The 21,858-nt window shown below is 40.2% G+C and carries 20 protein-coding genes and 1 pseudogene; 13 read left to right on the top strand and 8 right to left on the bottom strand.

Annotated elements, in window-relative coordinates; all coding sequences use genetic code 11:
• Positions 1-4: 4 nt before the first annotated feature.
• A complete protein-coding gene (locus JWG41_RS13145; RefSeq protein ID WP_205270386.1) occupies positions 5-484 on the top strand; it encodes an LA_3150 family lipoprotein in 480 nt (159 codons plus the stop codon).
• Positions 485-631: 147 nt separating this feature from the next.
• Here the strand turns inward: JWG41_RS13145 and JWG41_RS13140 are convergent, their stop codons facing one another.
• Positions 632-1,864 carry a DUF2804 domain-containing protein gene (locus JWG41_RS13140; RefSeq protein WP_205270385.1) on the bottom strand — a complete coding sequence of 411 codons (1,233 nt, stop codon included), beginning with the start codon at positions 1,862-1,864 and terminating at the stop codon, positions 632-634.
• Between the two features lie 180 nt (positions 1,865-2,044).
• Entirely contained in the window at positions 2,045-3,220 is a 1,176-nt protein-coding gene (locus JWG41_RS13135; RefSeq protein ID WP_332461296.1) for an EAL domain-containing protein, read from the bottom strand.
• 166 nt (positions 3,221-3,386) lie between these two features.
• Between JWG41_RS13135 and JWG41_RS13130 the strand changes: the two genes are divergently transcribed.
• The 4 genes from JWG41_RS13130 to JWG41_RS13115 are packed head-to-tail and all read left to right on the top strand — an operon-like array spanning position 3,387 to position 7,240.
• Entirely contained in the window at positions 3,387-4,715 is a 1,329-nt protein-coding gene (locus tag JWG41_RS13130; protein ID WP_205270383.1) for a hypothetical protein, read from the top strand.
• Entirely contained in the window at positions 4,709-5,899 is a 1,191-nt protein-coding gene (locus JWG41_RS13125; protein ID WP_205270382.1) for an ankyrin repeat domain-containing protein, read from the top strand. Before JWG41_RS13130 ends, JWG41_RS13125 begins: the two co-directional genes overlap by 7 nt.
• Positions 5,896-6,609: an RluA family pseudouridine synthase gene (locus tag JWG41_RS13120; protein ID WP_205270381.1), complete on the top strand. Its 714-nt coding sequence runs from the start codon at positions 5,896-5,898 to the stop codon at positions 6,607-6,609. The genes JWG41_RS13125 and JWG41_RS13120 overlap by 4 nt, the downstream gene beginning before the upstream one ends.
• Positions 6,599-7,240: an HAD family hydrolase gene (locus JWG41_RS13115; RefSeq protein ID WP_205270380.1), complete on the top strand. Its 642-nt coding sequence runs from the start codon at positions 6,599-6,601 to the stop codon at positions 7,238-7,240. The genes JWG41_RS13120 and JWG41_RS13115 overlap by 11 nt, the downstream gene beginning before the upstream one ends.
• Before the next feature lie 5 nt (positions 7,241-7,245).
• Here the strand turns inward: JWG41_RS13115 and JWG41_RS13110 are convergent, their stop codons facing one another.
• Positions 7,246-8,175, bottom strand: coding sequence for a response regulator (locus tag JWG41_RS13110; protein WP_205270379.1), 930 nt, complete (start codon positions 8,173-8,175; stop codon positions 7,246-7,248).
• Positions 8,172-9,788 carry a sensor histidine kinase gene (locus tag JWG41_RS13105; RefSeq protein WP_205270378.1) on the bottom strand — a complete coding sequence of 539 codons (1,617 nt, stop codon included), beginning with the start codon at positions 9,786-9,788 and terminating at the stop codon, positions 8,172-8,174. The genes JWG41_RS13110 and JWG41_RS13105 overlap by 4 nt, the downstream gene beginning before the upstream one ends.
• Before the next feature lie 101 nt (positions 9,789-9,889).
• Between JWG41_RS13105 and JWG41_RS13100 the strand changes: the two genes are divergently transcribed.
• Positions 9,890-10,963, top strand: coding sequence for a quinone-dependent dihydroorotate dehydrogenase (locus JWG41_RS13100; protein ID WP_205270377.1), 1,074 nt, complete (start codon positions 9,890-9,892; stop codon positions 10,961-10,963).
• Positions 10,960-12,159, top strand: coding sequence for a 23S rRNA (uracil(1939)-C(5))-methyltransferase RlmD (gene rlmD / locus JWG41_RS13095; RefSeq protein ID WP_205270376.1), 1,200 nt, complete (start codon positions 10,960-10,962; stop codon positions 12,157-12,159). The genes JWG41_RS13100 and rlmD overlap by 4 nt, the downstream gene beginning before the upstream one ends.
• Here rlmD and JWG41_RS13090 read toward each other — a convergent pair.
• The 3 genes and pseudogenes from JWG41_RS13090 to JWG41_RS13080 all read right to left on the bottom strand — a co-directional run bounded on the left by JWG41_RS13090 (position 12,152) and on the right by JWG41_RS13080 (position 15,366).
• Entirely contained in the window at positions 12,152-13,705 is a 1,554-nt protein-coding gene (locus tag JWG41_RS13090; protein ID WP_205270375.1) for an FAD-dependent oxidoreductase, read from the bottom strand. The two genes, rlmD and JWG41_RS13090, sit on opposite strands and share 8 nt — an antisense overlap.
• A gap of 1 nt (position 13,706) precedes the next feature.
• Positions 13,707-14,234: a hypothetical protein gene (locus JWG41_RS13085; RefSeq protein WP_205270374.1), complete on the bottom strand. Its 528-nt coding sequence runs from the start codon at positions 14,232-14,234 to the stop codon at positions 13,707-13,709.
• Positions 14,218-15,366, bottom strand: a pseudogene (locus JWG41_RS13080) (nitrilase-related carbon-nitrogen hydrolase). The gene JWG41_RS13085 and the pseudogene JWG41_RS13080 overlap by 17 nt, the downstream one beginning before the upstream one ends.
• Before the next feature lie 81 nt (positions 15,367-15,447).
• On the opposite strand from JWG41_RS13080, the gene JWG41_RS13075 reads away from it, so the two are divergent.
• From JWG41_RS13075 to JWG41_RS13050, 6 genes are read left to right on the top strand one after another with little or no spacing between them, the layout of a single operon-like run.
• Entirely contained in the window at positions 15,448-16,656 is a 1,209-nt protein-coding gene (locus JWG41_RS13075; protein ID WP_205270373.1) for an argininosuccinate synthase, read from the top strand.
• 1 nt (position 16,657) lies between these two features.
• Positions 16,658-17,140 (top strand): pantetheine-phosphate adenylyltransferase, encoded by a 483-nt coding sequence (gene coaD / locus JWG41_RS13070; protein ID WP_205270372.1) that lies wholly within the window; start codon positions 16,658-16,660, stop codon positions 17,138-17,140.
• 18 nt (positions 17,141-17,158) lie between these two features.
• Complete coding sequence (locus tag JWG41_RS13065) at positions 17,159-19,267, top strand: cation:proton antiporter domain-containing protein (protein WP_205270371.1); 2,109 nt, start codon at positions 17,159-17,161, stop codon at positions 19,265-19,267.
• Between the two features lie 42 nt (positions 19,268-19,309).
• The gene (locus tag JWG41_RS13060; RefSeq protein ID WP_205270370.1) at positions 19,310-19,723 is read left to right on the top strand and encodes a nucleoside-diphosphate kinase; all 414 of its coding nucleotides are present in this window, start codon (positions 19,310-19,312) and stop codon (positions 19,721-19,723) included.
• Between the two features lie 51 nt (positions 19,724-19,774).
• Positions 19,775-20,698 (top strand): polyprenyl synthetase family protein, encoded by a 924-nt coding sequence (locus JWG41_RS13055; protein ID WP_205270369.1) that lies wholly within the window; start codon positions 19,775-19,777, stop codon positions 20,696-20,698.
• Positions 20,679-21,461 (top strand): TlyA family RNA methyltransferase, encoded by a 783-nt coding sequence (locus tag JWG41_RS13050; RefSeq protein ID WP_205270368.1) that lies wholly within the window; start codon positions 20,679-20,681, stop codon positions 21,459-21,461. The genes JWG41_RS13055 and JWG41_RS13050 overlap by 20 nt, the downstream gene beginning before the upstream one ends.
• Here JWG41_RS13050 and JWG41_RS13045 read toward each other — a convergent pair.
• Positions 21,458-21,823: a response regulator gene (locus tag JWG41_RS13045; RefSeq protein ID WP_205270367.1), complete on the bottom strand. Its 366-nt coding sequence runs from the start codon at positions 21,821-21,823 to the stop codon at positions 21,458-21,460. The genes JWG41_RS13050 and JWG41_RS13045 overlap by 4 nt on opposite strands.
• Between the last annotated feature and the right edge of the window lie 35 nt (positions 21,824-21,858).

The raw sequence follows: 21,858 nt of genomic DNA, 5'->3' as shown, positions 1-21,858 counted from the left end.
AAATATGAACTTAAAAAATAATCTTATGATACGATTCTTGATTATCCTAGTTGTTTCTAACTTTCTATGGAATTGCCAATCCCAAGAACAGCAACGGGAAGACATCTCATCCCTTGTGATCAACAACTTACTGAATGGTGTGGCAGATAGAAACAAATCTCTTGTGGTGATGGAAGTGGCCGATCTCGGTGGATCGTATACAGGAACTTGTTACGATACCTTTCAATTGAATGGCGGTAGTATTGGATCCACAGCTTACTTCAACACACCTCCCGGTGGTGCGGGTGGACTTCTCAATACCAACATCAAAAAATATGCAGTATCCACTTCCTCTTGTTCCGATCTAGGATTTGCCAGTGGAACTAACTTTGGTTCTACTTCGCAAAGACCCAATCCGAATGATCTGTTTACGTTTAAGATGTTTACTTGTGATCCGAATAACAATCCCTGCGGGAAGTCGGCCATCACGGCGGCAGGATTTTGAGTGAGACGAGGATCATAAGGATCTGAAAACCTTAGAGATTAAAAGATGGTTATGGTGAATACAACCTTTGCGATTTTAGATTCCCAATCTCCTTGATTGTGATGGATACACAAACAAGGAGAGTTATTAGAGATTAGAAATGACCCTTTACCACTGTTGGTACATTTGTTCGACAAAACCAGCAAGGTCTTTGACTTCTAATTTTGTTCCGTTATCCAATATCACATAACCGTTGTAATGACCAAAAGCTTTGTTCAAATAAGCTTCTGTTTTCAGTAAGTCTAAAATTTCTGTAAAACTAAAGTTTTGATACAATTGTTTTAAAAATCCCACCATTCCTGCGAGGTCGATGTCGGAAGATAAAACATAAACTGGTGTGAATTCCAATTCCAATCGACCTTCGTTACTTGTGAATTTCCAAGGTTTTTTATAGTCTGTGACATCATACTTCCAGATGACTTTATCCAGTTTATGAACCTTTCCCTTATAAACGATTCCATTCTCTGTGGCCTTGTCAGGAGTTCCAAATCCATATCCCAAATTCAAACTGAGCACTTCCCCTTGGACAAGACCAGCACCCGCTGCCCAAAGCCATTTGTTTTTTTCGGGCCAAGTGCCACGTCCCCAATCCAGCACCGCATAACTTTTGTCATTAAATTCATAAGTGATGTTGTTGTAGGTAATGGAACCCTTACAAAGTAAACTTGGCATTTTATATTCATAAAAAAATGCAGATTCGGAAAAGGGAGTGATGACAGCCAAAGCTTCCGGTGCTTTTTCTATTAACTCAAAATTTCCTTTAATGAATTCGGAAGAAGAATCCCCAAGGATAGAATACTCGATGATTCTTTTTCCTTTTAGTTTTGTGATGCGAATGAACTGATCCCCTTTTTTAAATTCGATAGGATCTGCTGTGTTGGTAGGAAAAAAGATATCTCCTGGTCTCACGAGTTCCGTTTTTGAAAAAATCGCCTTTCCTGTTGCAAAATCTAGAAGTTCAATACTTCCCATTGCTAAATTTCCAATGTCTGTCACAGTGATCGCACCACCAAACTTTTCATTATAAAATGTATAATGTTCCCACCGTTTGTATCGTTTGGGATCAGCTTTGATTTTAGATTCATCCACTTGAAAGAATGGGTATCTAGCCCAACCAGATACATTCAACTCACCATTGTCTTTTAAAAGGGAAACATTGGACTTAATTTCTGTTTGTTTTGTGGGACTTTGGTCCGGTTCAGGAATCAGTGAAATGATTTTACCATGTTGGTCTTTGACTTCGTTTGGTCCTAACTTTGAATTAGAACAAGAATAAATGAGTAGAGATGATACAATGCAGATTCCAATAAAGAACGATAACATCGATTTTTTTTTGATCATAGATTTTCCCCGTGAGAAGCAATTAGAAGATTAGCAGGTACTAATCGTCAATACTTCTTACAAATCAAAAGGGAATTCTGGATTCAAAAACGGAAATACAATAGGGAAAACTTTAAGTTTTAAAACAAAAATCGATTCTTTCTTAAAGGAGATCCTATCAATGTCATAAATCCAATGACATCAAACAGAATCCAAAACAACATCGATAAAAAAAGAATAACCGAGTTCATTGACTTTCGAAAATACAATGACGTTTTTTTTTAATTCTTTATCCCAATACGGATCACTCACCTGCCAATTCTCTGCGTCTCGAAAGACTTGTTTGACATGTTTATAAAAAAACGGCATGTAGGACCAGTTTTTCTGTAACATGGAAAGGTTCTCGGCAAATCCAAATTCATTGGTCCGCACATAGTATGGAGAAACTTGTGTTCCTAACCAATCGGTGATATAAACACGTTGGATTTGTTGGTTCAATTTAAAAAAGGAATGGGGATCAATGACAACTCGATTTTCTAAAACTAAAGTTCTAAGAGAAAGATTACCCAGTTGGAGTTTGATATTCTTTTCAAATTCAATCTCTGTTGCTACTTCGATTCGTTTTCGTTCATGATATAGTTGTAATTGTGGAACAACTGTATCACAAATACTTTGTTTATCCTGATTGTACTCCGAAGGTCTTCCGAGAAAATACCCTTGCAGAAGGCTTGCACCAGAACTAATCGCACGAAACAATTCTTCTTCGGTTTCAATCCCTTCAAACAATAACTGAGATCCAATGCTTAGAGAGATTTGTTTTAAATATTCTAAGATGGATTGGTATTCTCTTTTTTCGATGGATTTCTTTAATAAATTCAAATCGATTTTGATGATATCGGGTTTAATGGCACCTAACCGTTCTAAGTTGGAAGATTCAGAACCAACGTCGTCCAATGCAATTCCAAAACCCTGCTCTCGCAAAAGTTCCACTCCTGCTGCCAAAACATCAGTCCCGTAACTTCCTGATTTTTCTGTGATCTCAATGACAACTCGATTCAGAGGAATCCCATAACTATTCACTAAATCGGAAATGGGCAATGAATTAGAACGACTTTCCTCATACTCCAAAATCACTTGGTCAGGGGACATGTTCACAAACAAACGATCATTAGTTGACCTGATTCGAGTCAAAGCAAGTCCGAGTAACTGCCGATCGATGATACTCATGCGCAGCGGTGATACATGAGGATCACTAAACTCAGGAATCGAAACTAAGTTCCCGGACTCGTCCCGTCTACGGCCAAGAGACTCGTAGGCCACCACCGTCTGTTCCTCCACGGAAAAGATCGGTTGGAATAAAGGGACATAATGATTTATCTGTAAAGATTCCAATGTGGTATAGCCTTCGTGAGGACAATATCTGTTTTAACAGAATATAATTCAATAAATTAAACAAAATTCGAGTTTCAAGCCAAATTAAAGACAAACCTGCGGTGGATGGACAATTCTTGACCCTCTTTCCACCTTTTGTTAGACTCATACGATGCGCCAGTACCTCCCCTTAATCGGAATTCTCTTCCTTTCTCTTTGGACAAACCCCACGTCGGGATCCGGATTCCCTACGATCAGCCGCGAGGGGACAAATACCGCCGATCCAACTTCAGCTTGGCAAATCCAAAGCCGAATCACTCCCGAGATTGATGGGCAAAATATTTTCAGCTTCCAATACCATACCGATGGTAAGTCAGTCATCATCGGCACCACTGATTTTTATATTTATCGCATTAGTTTGTTAGATGGAAGTTCAATTTGGAAAGTACAAGCAAAGATGTACTACCAAAAGGAATTTGACGGCCCAAAAATTTTTGATGTATCTCCCGATGGAAAAAATTTTTTGAGTTTTGGCCAAACTGATCCCAACCTGCAATCATCAGAACGTTATTTGGTCGTGCGATCTTCAGATAACGGAAGTATATCGAAAAAATTCCCTGCTGAATTTTCCGTTTTTTATTCTGTCACTGCTGACATAGACTATCGTTATCCCGGAGATGAAAGTAAACACAATCGAGAGGCAGCAGGCCTTTCTCCTAACTGGATACAAACTATCGATAGTGCCAAATACATTGATGGTGGAAGAAAAATTCTAGTTTCTTATAAACACAATATGGACGGTCCTCATTTTTATGATCGAAGGTTGGTGATTTATGAAACAAACTCTGGTAGAAAATTAAACGAATTTCAATTAACATCCGATCCAAACACAGCAGATTGGACCCAACCGGCCGGATTTGAAATTGCACACCATCAATTCCCTTACCTACATGTTAATAAACGTAATACAATTATATACGGCAATGCCCACGGCCGAATTCACGAAATCAATGAATCGGTTATGCTGCAAAATAGTAATATCCCACTGGTAGAAGAAAAACCAGCAGGTCCCATCGTTTATATTCCGCTCAGCACTTCGCCGGATTTGGAAACCAAAGATAGACAAACCGTTCGTTCCGTAACTGTTTCTCCCGATGGAAAAAATTTATATTGTTCAGCTGGAACCGAAGGCGGGTATATCCAAGTTTACGGATACAATTTAGAAACAAAAAAAGAACTGTTTCGATCTTCCTTTTTTGATGCTGGTGAACTCATTGCCCCATCAAACGACATACTCATTATCGGTGGATTGTTTTCTTCAGGAAAATTCAATATCGTTGATACCAAAAAAGGAATTTTACTTTTTGCATCCAATGAAGAAGACAATTACATCCATCCTCATATTTTTTCTGTACATCCAAAACTAAGAGAAGTTTTGGCACTTTCTTCAGGCCGCGAACTTCTCATCCTTCGTCCCCAAGGAGCGGTATCACCATGGTAAAAAATACAAATCTTAAATCTACAATTCAGTTCTTATGTTACACGGCTCTCTTTGCCATACTCACCTTTCCTCTGTTTGCGACAGAATTAGATTTATCACAATTGAGAGATCCGAAAACCATCAAAGACAAAATAAACAAAGGTTTTGATGTGAACGCCAAACGTTCTGTAGATGGATATACCTTACTCCATTATGCAGCAGAATTAGGAAATGCCGATCTAACCAAATTTTTATTATCCAAAGGAGCCAATACTAACGAAGCGATGATTCGTGGAAACACTCCTCTTTCCACAGCCATTGGATTTGATAAAACAGAAATCATTAAAATTCTTTTAGGAGCCGGAGTGGATCCCAATTACCAATTGGGTGAATTCGATTACAAACGATCCCACTTTCATTATTATATGATCAAAACAAGAAAGTTTGATCCCACAATATTCAATTTATTTATTTCGAAAGGAGCCGATCTAGAAACCAGAGACTTTTATACAGAAACACCTTTAATCTCTGCAGCCTCTCTTGATTTTAAATCCATTCAACATTCGATAAGTTTAATGAATGTTGGGGCCAATCAGAATGCCCAAACCAAATTTGGAAAAACACCACTGATGGTCTCAGTCTTTGTCAGACATTTTGCACTCGTGGAAGAGTTCATTCGGCGCGGAGTCAATATCGAATTAGAAGATTCCGATGGCAATACAGTACTACTTGCCATGATCAATATGGGAAACAAAGGAAGTGATTCCGAAGACAAACCAAAACTATTTCAAATTCTTTTGCAAGCAGGGGCCAATCCCAACCATCAAAACAAAGAAGGGGATACGGCCCTACATTTGAGTGTCATTGGACATTCTTATGAAATTTTGGAGATACTCACCAAACAAAATGTAGATCCAAATTTACGGAATAGAAAATCAGTTACTGCCCTTGGCCAAGCCATCATCAATGAAAACTGGAGAGCCGCAAAAATCCTTCTCACGATTGAAAAAAATATCAATGGATTAGACAAATACGGATCCACCATGTTGCATAGTGCGATACTGAACGAAAAATTGGAACTCATCAAACTTTTGTTGGAAGCAGGAGCCGATCCAGAGACAAAGGATCAATGGGGAAAATCTGCGATTGAATTTGCAGAAAGACAAAACAATCCCAAAGTTCTCAAACTACTCAAGAAAGAATGAAACAAAAGACCAATACTCGATTTTTACCAAAAGGCCTTACCATTTTACATGAAGATCGCGACATCCTTGTCGTAGACAAACCCGCAGGTCTTCTCACGATCGCCACCGAATCAGAAAAAGCAAAAACTGCTTATGCAGCCCTGATGGACTACGTGAAAAAAGGAAGTGAAAGGTCTAAAAATAGAATCTTTATCGTACATAGGTTGGACCGGGAAACCTCTGGAATTTTGGTATTTGCAAAAACGGAAACCGCCAAACAAACCCTCCAAGAATCCTGGGAGAAAACCAAAAAAATCTATCTAGCTGTGAGTCATGGTGTTTGGAAAGAGAGGTCCGGCACCATCCAATCCTATCTTGTAGAATCCAAAGCCCACCGTGTTTATTCCTCCGACGAACCCGAGTTAGGAAAACTTTCTAAAACAAAATTCAAAATCTTAAAAGAAACCAATTTGTATTCTTTATTAGAAATTGAACTACTTACTGGCCGCAAAAACCAAATCCGAGTCCACCTCTCTGACAAAAAACATCCTATTGTTGGAGATACAAAGTATGGAAACGATACAAGATCTTATCCTCGAATGGCCCTCCATTCTTTTTCCCTCCAATTGACTCATCCCTTTAGTAAAGAAGTACTTAGCTTTGAAACAAAAATCCCCAGTTTTATCACTGGCCTTGTTGGTGGATACGAAAGGAACACAAATGAAACATAAAGGATTTATCTTTGATATGGATGGGGTCGTCGTTGACAACCATGCTTTTCATTTCAAAGCTTGGATGGAATTTTCTAAAAAATATCAATTTCCACTGAATGCAGAAATCTATAGAGATACCTTCAATGGCAAAACCAATGCAGACCTCTTCCGAATGATTTTTGGAAATATCTCCGACAAAGAATGCAAACAATATGGAGACGAAAAAGAAGGTTGGTATCAGGATTTATATGCAAAAGAAATGAAACCACATATAGGTCTTGTAGAATATTTACAATTTCTAAAAGACAATCATCTAAAGATTGCTCTTGGTACATCAGCTCCCACAATGAATGTAAATTTCACTTTGGATACTTTATCACTACGGCATTTTTTTGATGTGATTGTAGATGGTCCCATGGTAAGCCAAGGCAAACCCCATCCGCAAGTGTATCAACTTTGTGCCAAGGAATTGGGACTAGATCCTAAGGATTGTGTGGTGTTTGAAGATTCACTCGCCGGTTTACAATCGGGAAAATCGGCAGGATGTTCCATTATGGGTGTGGCCACATCCCATACAGAATCGGAATTAAGAAGCCATGTAGAACAAATCATTCATGACTTCACCGACCCCATTGTCTTTCGTTTATAGAAAGTTTACTCTTGAAAGTCGGTGAGTAAGTTTCCTTTTTTGTTGGATAGGTCAATCCGAATGACTGCGGTTCTGCCCTCGTCCGTATAAGAAAGATCATCAAAGGACAATTTACGTGCCATAAAAATCCCACGCCCATGAGTTTTGAAGGCATTCTTTGTCATTGCTTCCACAGACAAATACCTTTGCCAATCAAACCCTTTCCCTTGGTCACTCACCCGAATTTCTATATGGTGATCGTTTTTTTCAAAAGTAATTTTTACAAATTTATCTTTGAACTCAGGTGTATCTAATCTTCTAAAGATTTCTTCCATCAGTTTGTCGTTATCATGGAGTTCTGATTTTTCTTGGTAAGAAATACCCAAATTTCCATGTTCAATGGCATTGTTTAGAATTTCCATAATCCCAGTTAACACGCGTTCGGGATCAGGACAAGCATTGGCAAGGAGAGGTGCCAATTCATGGGATTCACGAATGGAACGAATGCGAAATTCTCCCGTGTGCATATGTCGGAGAGCACCCATACCTTTATGGAGGTCTTCTTTCGCACGTTGGAGTTTGATAAAATGTTCTACTGCCGTTTGCACAATACGGACGAGCAAAGTTCTAGAATAAGGTTTGGTTAGATAATAAAAGGCGCCAGCATCCAATCCTTCCGTCATATCAGTAACAGAACTCATGGCTGTTTGAAAGATAACCGGGATGTCTTTATACTTCTCAGAACGTTTGATTTTTTTTAATAATTCAATTCCATCCATCTTGGGCATCAGTCGATCCAAGATGATGGCATGAAAGACCGTTGTATCTGAACTCAGAATTTGGAATGCTTCTTCACCATCCCTTGCTTTCACAACGGTAAATCCTTTGTCAGAAAGGGACTCATCAATGATCATCAAATTGATCATTTCATCATCCACAGCGAGTAGGTTGATCATCTAAGTCCCTCACGAGAACAAGGAATTAACATAGTAAAAATAGCTCCCTTTTCTTCATGGTTCTCGGCATACAACAACCCATGGTGGTCATTGACAATTTCTCTGGAAATGGACAATCCGAGTCCTGTTCCCTTGGTTCCTGCTTTCACTTGTTTGGACTGGATGAATTTTTCAAAAATTTTATCCAAATCTTCCGGAGGAATCCCCGGTCCAAAGTCACGAATCTGTATTCCGATACCTTTCACATATGACTGAGTTTTTCTCGGAATAAATTCTCTTCGGATCATACTAATTTCAATATTAGTGTCATTTGGAATGAATTTTAATGCATTCGATAGAATATTTCTTATCACCTGTTGGATTCGCTCATAGTCAAACTCCGCTTCCCAACGTTCTTCCTTATCTAGTAAAACAACTGTGATTCCTCTTTTTTCCAAAATTAAACGCATTTCGTTGATCACAAATTTTGTAGTTTCTTTCAGGCAGTTTTTTTCAAAAAGATATCGCATTTTACCAGACTCTAGTTTGGCAATATCTAACAAATTTTCAAGTAAACCTAACAATCGTTTGCCTGAAGAATCAATGATTTGAAAGTATTCTTTGATTTTTTCCGGAGGAACCGTTGCCGATTTTTCTTCCCCGAGTTCGGCATAACTCAAAATGGCGTGGATCGGAGTTTTGAGTTCGTGGGAGATATTGGCAAGAAAAAGGGACTTCATATAAGACGCTTCTTCTGCAATATTTTTGGACATCTTCAAGTCCATGGTTTGGCTTTCTACCAAATCCTCTAAATGATTTCTATATTGGTATAGTTCTTCTTCTTGTTGTTTCCGAAGACTGATGTCACGGAGAATTCCTGTGAACATTTTACCAGATTTTGTTTTGAATTCCCCAACAGACAATTCACAGGGAAATATTTCACCTGACTTTCTTTGTGCGACAAGTTCCCTTCCCACACCCATAATTGTTTGAGATTCTGTATCTTTATATTTTATTAAGAAAGTGTTATGTTTCCCTCTGTATCCATCAGGAATGATCTTGGTAATATTATTTCCGATGATTTCTTCTTGGCCATAACCAAATGTTTTCTCTGCTGTTTTGTTAAAAAACTGAATGATCCCTTCATCATTAATAATCACAATCGAGTCGGCCGCATTCTGTGCCATGGAAAGGAATCTAGATTCACTTTCGAGAAAAGCACTTTCTAAACGTTTCCTTTCTGTGATGTCCCGATGTGTGGACATGATATATCCTTCATATAAAACCACAAATCGCACTTCCACATGACGAATGTTTGGTTCCATACCATAGGAATACTCTTTCCAAAACACCTGACTTTTTTTCTCAGAGAGGTAAGCGAGGGCTTCGGCTGTGATTTCACGAAGGTAAGAAGGTAGGCCAACATCGATATGTTTGCCAAGAAGGGTTTCTGGTTTGTCCCCAATGTTCACAAACCGGGAAGTTTTATAGTCTACAATGATTCCGTCTCTGTTGATTTTGAGCCAAAAATCGGGATTGGACCTGAGAAGGTTTTCCAATTCCCGTAATACAACTTCCGCTGGAAAGTCGGAAGGATTCTGCCAAATACGGGAAAATGAAGAATTAGGTGCCATTTAAGTAAAGTCCTGATGATGAATCTCTGAAAGATCGCTATTTTCGGAAAGAAATTGTAAGAAAAGAGCGTGAAAAAAGAATCAACGTAAGGATTCTCCTCTTGTTCTACAACCACCTCATCAAACCAATCCTGTTTCATTTAGATCCAGAATCGGCACACCATCTTGTGTCAGGTTTCCTTTCGCTTTCACAAAAGATTCCTTTTTTCCATAAAACTCTTTCTTCCCTCTTCGAATACAAATCGGAAAGGCTGAAACAGAACATCCAAGGAATCCAATTTCCCAATCCTTTAGGCCTTGCGGCCGGTTTTGATAAAACAACCGAACTCTTTCCTACGATGATCCATATGGGATTTGGATTTATCGAAGTAGGAACCATCACGGCCAAAGAACAACCAGGTAATGACAAACCTCGTCTCTTTCGTTATCCAACACATAAGGCACTCATCAACCGGATGGGATTCAATAACCCAGGTGCGGACATTGCCGAATTCAACATAAAGAAACAACCAAAGTTTGGAATCCGTGGGATCAATGCGGGAAAATCCAAAGTCACTGCACTAGAAGACGCAGTGAGCGACTATGTTTACACTCTAAAAAAATTAGTTCCTTATGGGGACTATGCTGTGATCAATGTCAGCTCTCCCAATACACCGGGACTACGTTCCCTCCAAACCAAAAAAAGCCTGATCGAACTCATCGAAGGAATCCAAAAGGCTTTCGATGGAAAGTTTCCCATTCCTTTGTATTTAAAATTTGCTCCTGATTTATCAGAAGAAGAGTTAGTCGAAAATCTAAAGGTTTGTTTGGATTACAAAATTAATGGTGTCATTCTCACAAACACTACCTTAAATAAAGAAGTGCTCGGTGAAGAGAACCCTCCGGAAGGTGGACTCTCAGGTGGACCACTCTTTGAAAGATCCCTTCATTTTGTTTCTCTTGCTTACAAAACACTCAAAGGAAAAATTCCCATCATTGGTGTGGGCGGAATTGACACTGGAGAAAAAGCACAACGAATGATTGAGGCCGGCGCCAACCTTGTGCAAATTTATACAGCTTATATTTATGAAGGACCATTTTTGCCTTACCAAATTTGTAGTTACCTCGACAAAACACTGAAACAAAAAGGACTCTCCAATATCTCCGAACTTGTAGGAACCGGAAACTCATTATGACAACAACCAAACCCGGTGGAAAAATTTGTACTCACTTCGGAACTTGCGGCGGATGTAACTATTTAGATATTGATTACACCAAAGAACTTCGAAAAAAAGAACAGAACATCAAAGAACTATTCAAAACCTATCGCCACTTGGAATTTCGAACCATTGTACCCAGTCCGTCTCCTGAATTTTATCGTCACAAAATCCAACTTCCTTTTGGAAGACGAATCATTGGAAATAAAACCCTTCTTACTTTAGGTCTTTTTAATAAAGAGTCCACATTTGTCCTAGACCAAACCGAATGTGATATCCAAGACCAAGGACTTACGGAAATTGCTCTGGCAGTCAAACAATGGGCTAGGCGCGAAGGACTACTTCCTTATAATGAAAAATCTAAACGAGGAATGATGAAGTATCTTGTAGCAAGAAAATCTTTTTCTACAGGGGAAATCATTCTTGGGATTGTCACAGCTAAAGAAGATCTACCTCATCCCAAAGATGCTTCCAAAAGACTTCACACCGCAATCCAAAACCGAATTGGTAAATCAGGCAAACTCGGAAAAATTGTTGGTATCATTCATAATATCAATACAAAACATACCACAATGGCCCTTGGTCGCGAAGAACACTTGTTATGGGGAAGACCTTATATCCACGAACATTTTGGAAAACATAAATTCCGCGTCGGCCTTTCCACTTTTTTACAAGTAAATCCCATCCAAACTCCGAGTTTGTACAATTTAGTACTCGATGAAATCGAACCGAACAGTCGAGTGATTGATGCCTATTCCGGAATTGGAACCATTTCTTTTTGGATTTCTAATAATTGCAAAGAAGTGATGGGGATCGAAGAAAATCCCGCTTCTCACAGAACCGCTCTCGAATCCATCAAATACAATCACGTACATAACGTACGGTTTCGTAAAGGTAGAGTGGCCGATGTATTACCTTCTTTATATGGAAAAAACTACGACACCTTGGTTCTTGACCCACCAAGGACTGGCCTCGGTGCCGAAGTTGCGGAAACCATTTTAGGAATGGGATTTAAAAAAATTGTCTATGTATCTTGTGATCCTTTAAGCCTACGTGAAGATACAAATCTACTCGCAAGACAATACTTTTTAAATTCTGTCCAACCAGTGGATATGTTCCCAAGAACCGATCATGTGGAAACAGTAGCCGTATTTAGAAATAAAAATCTCACATAACATCCATTACAAACTCAGAGGCTTTTTTACTAAAAGCCATAATGGTAAAACTGGGATCCACACTCACCCCTGTAGGAAATACAGAAGAGTCAGCGACAAACAAATTTTGAAACCCATGGACTTGGTGGCGGGAATTCACCACCGAGTTTTCTGGTGATTTTCCCATCCGACAACCTCCTGCAGGATGAGGAGCTGCCATCGGAAATTCGGCCGGTCTCCAAGCCAGAGCATCGATTTCTTCTTTTTTAGGCAATTTCGAATATTTCTTTAGTTTCATGCCTGCAAGGAAGACTTCCTTAGCACCGGCTTCAAAGTTTAACTTCATTTGTTTATAAGTAATATCGCTAAATATCTGTTTGGTGATCTTACCAAAAGGATAATGAATTTTCCGTTTCCCAAAAAGATCCACTTCAATCGATCCAAGTTCTCCATCCACATCGTCAATCCAACCAATGGTTCCACCTAAATGTTCCATTTGTTTCATATAATGAAAGTGTTCTTTTCCAAAACTAGGAATGAGAGCCGCAAGTGTTGCCGGTTGCAATTGGTTTGGCATGAGCATATACCCACCTTCCTTATAGTTCCCATTTTGGTAACGGGCCAACCGAAAGCCTTCTACCCCATAAGCTGCTGGAATATTACGCCACTGGACGATGGGTTCTTCATATAACGCATGTACCATGGGGGATGGATTGATCGCAAGGAATTGGCCGAGAGCGGGAAGTCGCTTTTTTAAACCATTACGAAGTAAAAAAGTAGAACTTCCAAATCCGCCAGCGGAAACACAAACTGCTTTGGCTTGGAAGGTAAGTTTTGTTTTTGTAGGACGTAAGGTGCGTCTGTCAATCACCACAGCTTCGAGGCCTGTGACTTTTTGACCTATGTAGTTTAATTTTTCTGCTCGAAGGTCTGTATACACATCCGTTCCTAGTTGGACAGCCCTTGGGATATGAGTCACAAGCTGGGATTGTTTAGCGCCAAATAAACAACCCTGCATACAATGGCCGGACTTTTGGCAGTTCTTTCTCGCCTGGGGAACGGCATGCCCTTCCCAACCTAACCTTTGTGAGGCACCTCGAAACAAACGATTCATGGGATTAAAGTATTCTTCCCCAGCAGGAGAGACATGGAGATCCTCTTCCAGTTCTGGCCAATAGGATTTTAGATCTTCCGGTAGGTGGTGATCGATCCCATACTTTCGGTTCCATAAGAGCAAACGATCTTCGGGTGTGCGGTAACTGTCAGCCCAGTAGTGAACGGAAGCCCCACCCAAATTGTTTCCATACACAAGATTAATCCCACCATCGGCAGTAGTATGAAAATTTCTCTCTGCAGAAACCTTTCCTCCCATATTCAGTTCATTGTTATCAAAAGTTCCCGTATGGTAGTTTCCCCCTTGTTCAATGAGGGCCACTTTGTATCCTTTTTTAGAAAGTTCATAAGCCATGGCCGACCCTCCACAACCGGAACCAATCACCACTACATCGGCTAGGATCGTTTCGTTTGGTTGGTAAGATTTATAATCACGATAGGTTCCTGACTTCATTCTAAACTCCTTTTCCCTTCACCAGATTTTGGTAATGGATTCTTGCCTCACTCCACTTCTCGGGAGGATTGGCAAAGGGGCCTGGATAGGAAATGGAATTCCATGTGGACTTGTGTCCATAGTAAACAAGACAAACCAAAAGTTTTAAATTGCCAACCACGGCTCGCAAAATATCAGAATCTGTATCTGCTAATTCGAGGAGCAATCCTTCTCTTTTTTCTAAACTCAAGTTGGAAAAAAATGCAAACTGTCCATAAAGAAGAGGTAGGTATTCCAAAACCATTACTGCGGAATGAAAATCTTCCTGAATCTCTTCAGATACAAAATACAATTCCTCATCTAATCTTCGCATAACATCTGCTTTTTCTAAACTGGGCAGCCCGGGCTCTGTGATGGGTAACACCGCTTCCGCAAAAGCCGTGACCGTTTTTGTTTCTGAATCACTAAAATAGAAATAACGGATTTTGGATTTGATCCCCGCACAAAAGAGCAGTAGAGCCAAAAAGGATTTTCTAGAGAAAGAGTGCATAGATTCTTCCTTGGTTTTTTTCTTCTTTTACAATGTTTAAAATCGGTTTGCCCCCAAGAGATAAAAAGGCGTCACCACTGGCATTCATATCCCAGATTTCTCCCCGAAAAAACACATTGATTCCAGCCTTTACCTTAGGATCTTTCAGACGGCCAGACATAGCATATTTTTTCCAAGCAGTCCGTTCAGAGATAGAACCGATATCTTTTAGATCGATGTCTTTAGGATTCGCATAACCATTGTAACCGTTCCATTTGGCAGTCCAAGCATCGGCCGGAGCGACAAAAGAAGGAACTGCCAAAAGTTCTGCTTCCGATTTTTGTAATTCTTTGTACACTTCGGGAAACCAAGAGTCAGCACAGACCATGGTATACAACTTTCCCAGGGGAGTTTGGTAGGTGGCATTCTCCTCCAATTTCCCTTCTTTTAAAAATTCTTTCTCTTCGATTATGGGAAAGAGTTTACGCACAATTTGGTCATCCACTCGTCCATCAGGATGAAAATAAAAACTTACGTTTTCCAAAGGGCCATCGGTAGGAGTGATCTTTCCTTCAATGACTTTGGGATGAGGAAGCACAATAGAACCTGCAACAATAGAGACCCGGTATTCACGAGCCAGTCTTGCAAACACTGATTGGTACCTGTCAGACATCTGCCAAGCCTTCATCCGAAAGACTGTCTCTTTTAATGTGTCTGAAGAATACGAAGTGCTAAACAGATAATGCCAAAGAAAAGATCCCAGGTTTTGTTTTACCAAAACCTCCATGGCTTCCTGGATTGTATTGGTTTGAAAAATGGATTTGTCTTCGGCGGTGACCACAAGCCAAGTTCCTAAATATTCTGGTAGAACGATGATACTACGATCCACAAAGAGAAGTTCCTTCTCCTTTGCCATTTGGAAGTAGTGACCGAGTGCGATTTAAAAACTATCCTCGGTTGCGTAACTGTACTTGTTGAGATAAGGCTCTATCCCTACGAAACTTCCGCGTTTCCCTCCTCCCTCCTTTTGGATGTAGACCTTTGGATTCGGAAGGAAGTTTAAGATTTCCTCTTGAGGTACAACTTGCTTTTGGCAGTGGATCGTAAAAACGGCAATGTTTACAAAAATGGAAAAAGAAACGAGAAAACGCATCCTCCAAATCTACTACACAACTTCGTTTCAGACAATATTTAATTGTGTTCTTAGTTTTTTCTTTTATTTTGACCTTATTCTATGAAAGAGAAACCTGCTCCCAAAAAAATCGTTCTCGCTTACTCCGGTGGATTGGATACTTCCGTCATCCTTGCTTGGTTGAAAGATACCTACGGTTGTGAAGTCATTGCTTTTTGTGCCGATGTTGGTCAAAAAGAAGAGTTAACCGGTCTCGAAGAAAAAGGAAAAAATACCGGAGCTTCCAAAGTTTACATCCAAGACCTACGTTTGGAATTTGCACGTGACTTTATCTTCCCTGCGATTCGGGGAAATGCTATTTATGAAATGCGTTATTTATTAGGAACTTCTCTTGCAAGGCCTCTTATCGCCAAAGCGATGGCAGAAGTTGCAACTAAGGAAGGAGCTGATGCTTTTTCTCACGGCGCTACAGGAAAAGGAAACGACCAAGTTCGTTTTGAACTCACTTTCAAAGCTCTTTCGCCTAACTTACAAATCATTGCCCCTTGGAGAACTTGGGATTTTGGTGGCCGAGAAGAACTAATTGAATACGCAAAGAAAAAAGGAATTCCTGTTCCCGTAACAGCTGCTAAACCATACAGTATGGACAGAAACCTAATGCACCTTTCCTTTGAAGGTGGAATTTTAGAAGATCCATTCAATGAACCCAAAGAAGATATGTTTATCTTAACGGTTTCTCCAGAAAAAGCTCCAGACAAACCGACTTACTTAGAGTTGGATTTTGAAAACGGTGACTGTGTTGCGATCGATGGGAAAAAACTCAATCCTCTCGAAGTCATGGAAACACTGAATGATTTAGGTGGAAAAAATGGAGTTGGCCGAGTCGACATCGTAGAAAACAGACTAGTGGGAATCAAATCTCGCGGTGTGTATGAAACTCCTGGTGGCAGTATTTTACATATTGCTCATCGTGATTTGGAATCCATTACACTAGATCGTGACACCCAGCACAAAAAGGACGAACTCTCTCAAGAGTTTGCTCGTTATATCTACAACGGCCAATGGTATTCCAACCAAATGAATGCTCTTCGAGCTTACATGGATTACACACAAAAATACGTAAATGGAACTGTTCGCATTAAACTTTATAAAGGTAGTTGTACAGTTGTCGGAAGAAAATCCAACAAGTCCCTTTACAACGCAGGACTTTCCACTTTTGAAAAGGAAGAATTGTACAACCAGTACGATGCGGAAGGTTTTATCAACCTTTACGGACTTCCTATGAAAGAATGGGCAAGGGTAAACAAATAAGATGAAAAATATCGCCGTATATCCAGGTTCTTTTGATCCGTTCACCAACGGTCATCTCGACATTATACGGCGAGCCCATCCGTTATTCGAAGAGATCATCATTGCTGTAGCCATTAACTCTAAAAAATCTTCCCTCTTCTCTTCCGAAGAACGAGTGGAGATGATTGGAAAGGTCTTCAAAGGTTGGGACAAAATTAAAATCGATACCTTTGAAGGACTTACAGTCGATTATTGCAAAGAAAAGAACTCACGTGTCATCTTACGAGGGCTTCGTGCGGTGACCGATTTTGACTACGAATATGCAATTTCTCTTATGAATAAAAAATTAGCCCCAGAAATCGAAACTTATTTCTTAATGGCAGACAATGAGTATTCTTTTGTGTCCTCCACAATCGTCAAAGAAGTAGCAAGACATGGCAGAGCAGTATCTAACCAAGTCCCTGATGTTGTGGGTGATGCTCTTGCGAAAAAATTTTCCGTTTAAGGCGAAAATAAGGATATTATGAGAATACGTTCATCGGTTTTCTACGGTTTCACCTTACTTCTATTTGGTTCCCTTGGTTACTTCCTTATCGAAGCCGGAAACCTACTAGAATCTGCCAAAAATATAGTTCATGTAACAAGTGAACAATTGGATACGGAGAATTTTTTTAATAGGTTCCACCATCCACTTCCTCTTCTTTTCCTTCAGATCATCGTTGTATGCGGATCCGCAAGATTCGTAGGTTATGTATTTTCTCGTAAACTCAAACAACCCTCTGTGATGGGTGAGATTGTTGCTGGGATTTTACTCGGACCATCACTACTCGGATACTACTTCCCTGAAACTATGGGATTTTTGTTTCCACCAACAAGTCTTCCCACACTGGGAACCTTAAGCCAAATTGGTATGGTTCTTTTTATGTTTATCATTGGGATGGAGCTCGATCTTTCTGTTCTCAAAACCAAAGCACACTCTGCCATCATCATAAGCCATGCCAGTATCATTTTCCCTTTCTTTTTAGGAATGATTTTGGCTTATTATTTTTATACTGACTATGCTCCGGAAAATGTAGGTTTTTTATCCTTTTCCCTCTTTATGGGAATTGCCATGAGCATCACCGCCTTTCCCGTACTCGCAAGAATCCTACAGGAAAGAAACCTAACAAGAACTCCACTTGGTGCTATGGTTCTGACTTGTGCCGCTGCCGATGATATCACCGCTTGGATCTTACTTGCTGTCATCGTTACCATCTCCAAAGCCGGAAATCTCAACACAGCGCTTTTTACCATTGGATTGTCTTTTGCTTATATCCTAACTATGATTTATTTGGTCGCACCCTTTCTCAAACGATTGGGTTCCATCTACATCTCTCGTGAAAACCTAACACGGACCGCAGTCGCTCTCATTTTAATGATTCTATTTTTATCCTCACTCACAACAGAAGTGATCGGGATCCACGCATTATTTGGAGCCTTCCTCGCTGGTGTGATTATGCCGTCTGAAGGAAATCTAAAAAAACTCATCGCAGAAAAGATCGAAGACATTGCCGTCATTTTGTTTTTACCGATATTCTTTGTGATCACGGGACTTAGAACAGAGATTGGACTTCTCAACGGTTCCCATCTTTGGTTGGTTTTAGGTCTGGTCATCCTCGTGGCCGTTGTTGGAAAATTTGTAGGAAGTACCTTTGCTGCAAAAATTTCAGGTTCTAATTGGGAAGATTCCCTTTCCATCGGCGCTTTAATGAATACACGAGGCCTTATGGAACTTGTGGTTCTGAACATTGGGTATGATCTTGGAATTTTGAGTCCTGAGATCTTTGCCGTGTTTGTCCTTATGGCTCTTGTCACCACTCTCTCCACTGGCCCCCTCCTAGATGGAATTCAAAAGTTCTTCTCTAAATCAGAAAAACGAATCCCTACAGAAAAACCTGCTGATGACAAATTACGGGTGTTAGTGGCTTTTGCTCAGGAAAAAATGGGGAAAAGTTTGGTCCGCCTAATTTATTCCCTTTCCGGAAACCAAAAGAAAAATTTAGAAATTACTGCCCTTCACATTTCACCGAACGACTCTCTTTCCAACGAAGAAATTCGTCGATACCGGGATGCCAGTTTTGAAGCCATTCGCCAAACAGGCTCTAGTATGGGAATCCAAGTCCAAACGGAATACCGCATTACAGACAATGTAACTTACGAAATTGTCAACTTTGCCAAAATCAAACATACCGACACCCTCCTCATCGGTGCCGCGAAACCTTTATTTTCCCGCAGTTATACGGGAGGAAAAATTAAAGGGATTCTAAACTATTGCCCCGCAACGGTGGGAGTTCTCATCGACAACGGCCTTGAATCGATAGAAAAAGTAGCCATTCTTTATAAGGGCGAAAAGGATCCAATCCTTGGTTTTTCTCAAAAACTAACCTCACTCAAAGGAATGAAGTCGACCAAAATCAAAGTGGAAGACCTGGTCCAACCGGAAACGGATTTGAATCCCTACCCGATTGCCTTAAATAAAATCACAGGATATTCACTCATCCTCATCGATTTGAATGTTTGGGAAGAAATGGGATTTGAAAAAATGGACCTACTCCCGACCTCTTTTCTTTTGGTTCGTTTTTTAACCACCTAAAGATTCGATTGCTTTTTTCGGTTTCTCTAAGGTATTGGAGATATGGAAAGAACTTTTATCATGCTTAAACCCGATGCTGTGAAAAACAAACACATCGGTGACATCCTTCAAAGAATTGAAAAGGAAGGATTTAAAATCCTAGGACTGAAATCCTTAAAACTCAGCCTCGAAGACGCAAAACAATTTTACGCAGTCCATGCGGCTCGTCCCTTCTACAATGACCTTTGCACATACATGGCATCCGGCCCTATCGTTGCTTGCGCTCTTGAAAGAGACAATGCAGTAGCTCATTGGAGAGATGTGATTGGTGCCACTGACCCGAAAGAAGCAAAAGCAGGAACCATCCGTGCACTCTTTGCAGAAAGCAAAGAAGCTAACGCAGTTCACGGTTCTGACTCTGTTGCTAACGCACTTCAAGAAATTGCGTTTTTCTTCAAAGGGTATGAACTTACCTAAGTTCGAACCAACCAAACGATCGGTTCTTTAAATAGAGCCGGTCTTTTCACTGTGTTACCATCCTTTTCAGAAATTCTAAAAACCTCCAAACAACTCTTTGATTCTTTTTTTGAATCCTATACCAAAGAATTATTTTCACCCACTACTCGCATAACAGAAGCTTGTTTGTATAGCCTTCGTGCTGGTGGAAAACGAATCAGACCTATTTTTGTACTCAATTCTTTTTTTAACCCAGACCACTTACCGGCAGAGACCAATCTTAAAGATCACAAATCGGTTTACTTAGCGGCATTGGCCGTAGAGTGCATTCATACATATTCTTTGATTCATGACGACCTACCAGCCATGGACAATGACGACACTCGTCGTGGATTGCCCACTTGCCATATCCAGTTTGATGAGGCTACCGCCATCCTTGCTGGGGATACACTCAATTCGATTAGTTTCTATTTGTTGTCTTTGATAGAGTCCACAGATCCAATCGCCATTCGGGATTCCATTCAAATCCTACACAAAGGTGCCGGAATCCAAGGAATGATCCTTGGGCAAATGGAAGATATTGAAGAAGAAAAAAATCCGAGTTCCCAAAACAAAGAATCCAAACTCACATCCATCCATGAAAAGAAAACAGGAGCTCTCATCGAAGCCTCCTTCCTTTTAGGAAACCGGCTCCGGCCCGATTGGAAGGAAAGAGAGGCCGTCATTTCTAGTTATGCGAAAGAAATTGGTTTATTATTCCAGATTACAGATGATATTCTGGATGTGGAAGGAAACCTTGAGGATCTCGGAAAAACTCCTGGGAAAGATGCCAAGGCCGGTAAACTCACCTATCCTGGTCTTTATGGAATGGAAACGGCAAAACGATTCAAAAATGAGTCTGTGGAGAAAGCCATCTCTCTGGTTGCAGACCTACCTTCCTTAAACAATGAATTCTTTTTAGGATTACCTAAATACATTGCCGAAAGAAAAAATTAGACTGGATGATTACCTCGTTCGCGAAGGTTATGCGATTGATTTAAAAATTGCTCGCTCCCTCATTTTATCTGGGTCTGTTCTCGTGAACGATGTGGTTGTTTCCAAAGTGGGAACCAATATCTCCCCTAAAGATAACGTTCGCACCAAAGAAAAAATCAAAACCTATGTGTCCCGGGGAGCCTACAAACTTCTCGGTGCATTCGATGCTTTTTCCGATGCCAATGTAGAAAACAAAACCTGTATTGATTTGGGTTCCTCTACTGGCGGATTCTGTCAGGTGCTTTTAGAAAAAGGTGCCTCCCGTGTCATTGCTGTGGATGTTGGTTATGGCCAATTGGCCCAAAAGATTGCGAATGATCCGAAAGTGACAGTCTTTGACCGCACTCACTTAAAAGATTTAACCATAACTCAGTTGGAACCCTTGACTCCTGAGACATGGATCACTATGGATTTGAGTTTTATATCACTGGTTCCCGTTTTTGGATCACTCGTCACTTTATTTCAATCGAGTCCTCAAATTGTTTGGCAGGGAATTTCTTTATTCAAACCACAATTTGAAGTCCATCCATCCAAATTGGATCGTGGGGTTTTGAAAAACTCGCATAACATTGGATCTACGATAAGATCTGTTTGGCGGAAGATCAAAAAATTCGATTCTAATCTAAAATTTTTGGGTCTCGCGGAATCTCCCATCCAAGGTGCTGATGGGAATCGGGAATTTTTGATTCGATGGGAATGGAAAGGTTCGGGAAAAAAACTTTAAGCGGTAAAACTGGAAACAGCGGCTTTTAATTGGTCAGTAGTAAACGGTTTCATTAAATACGCATACGACGGGTTTTGATTGATTCTTTCTTTTGCTGTATCATCCAAAAATCCGGTCAAAAATAATACCGGAACAGAGAACTGCTCTCGTAAAGATTCGGCTGTATCAATCCCATCCAAAGGTCCTTCCAAGTTAATATCCATTAGGATAAGATCCGGAACTTTTTCCGAAACTATTTGGAAGGCCTCATCCCCGGAAGGCACAACGGCTATCACATGAAAACCAAAGGATTCGATTTTCTGTTTGATATTGAGTCCGAGGAAGGGTTCATCCTCTACGATGAGGATGTTCTTTTTCGTCATATATGCTTTATTTTATAAGGGGGGGTCTGTTAAAA

The sequence above is a fragment of the Leptospira chreensis genome (genome assembly GCF_016919165.1).
Lineage (GTDB): Bacteria > Spirochaetota > Leptospiria > Leptospirales > Leptospiraceae > Leptospira_A > Leptospira_A chreensis.
This window is presented reverse-complemented; position numbering and strand designations above follow the sequence as displayed.

Bases quoted from the DNA above. Each gene is read 5' to 3' on its own strand.
- JWG41_RS13145 (WP_205270386.1), top strand. From the start codon at position 5: ATGAACTTAAAAAATAATCTTATGATACGATTCTTGATTATCCTAGTT.
- JWG41_RS13140 (WP_205270385.1), bottom strand. From the start codon at position 1,864: ATGATCAAAAAAAAATCGATGTTATCGTTCTTTATTGGAATCTGCATT.
- JWG41_RS13130 (WP_205270383.1), top strand. From the start codon at position 3,387: ATGCGCCAGTACCTCCCCTTAATCGGAATTCTCTTCCTTTCTCTTTGG.
- JWG41_RS13125 (WP_205270382.1), top strand. From the start codon at position 4,709: ATGGTAAAAAATACAAATCTTAAATCTACAATTCAGTTCTTATGTTAC.
- JWG41_RS13120 (WP_205270381.1), top strand. From the start codon at position 5,896: ATGAAACAAAAGACCAATACTCGATTTTTACCAAAAGGCCTTACCATT.
- JWG41_RS13115 (WP_205270380.1), top strand. From the start codon at position 6,599: ATGAAACATAAAGGATTTATCTTTGATATGGATGGGGTCGTCGTTGAC.
- JWG41_RS13110 (WP_205270379.1), bottom strand. From the start codon at position 8,175: ATGATCAACCTACTCGCTGTGGATGATGAAATGATCAATTTGATGATC.
- JWG41_RS13105 (WP_205270378.1), bottom strand. From the start codon at position 9,788: ATGGCACCTAATTCTTCATTTTCCCGTATTTGGCAGAATCCTTCCGAC.
- rlmD (WP_205270376.1), top strand. From the start codon at position 10,960: ATGACAACAACCAAACCCGGTGGAAAAATTTGTACTCACTTCGGAACT.
- JWG41_RS13090 (WP_205270375.1), bottom strand. From the start codon at position 13,705: ATGAAGTCAGGAACCTATCGTGATTATAAATCTTACCAACCAAACGAA.
- JWG41_RS13085 (WP_205270374.1), bottom strand. From the start codon at position 14,234: ATGCACTCTTTCTCTAGAAAATCCTTTTTGGCTCTACTGCTCTTTTGT.
- JWG41_RS13075 (WP_205270373.1), top strand. From the start codon at position 15,448: ATGAAAGAGAAACCTGCTCCCAAAAAAATCGTTCTCGCTTACTCCGGT.
- coaD (WP_205270372.1), top strand. From the start codon at position 16,658: ATGAAAAATATCGCCGTATATCCAGGTTCTTTTGATCCGTTCACCAAC.
- JWG41_RS13065 (WP_205270371.1), top strand. From the start codon at position 17,159: ATGAGAATACGTTCATCGGTTTTCTACGGTTTCACCTTACTTCTATTT.
- JWG41_RS13060 (WP_205270370.1), top strand. From the start codon at position 19,310: ATGGAAAGAACTTTTATCATGCTTAAACCCGATGCTGTGAAAAACAAA.
- JWG41_RS13045 (WP_205270367.1), bottom strand. From the start codon at position 21,823: ATGACGAAAAAGAACATCCTCATCGTAGAGGATGAACCCTTCCTCGGA.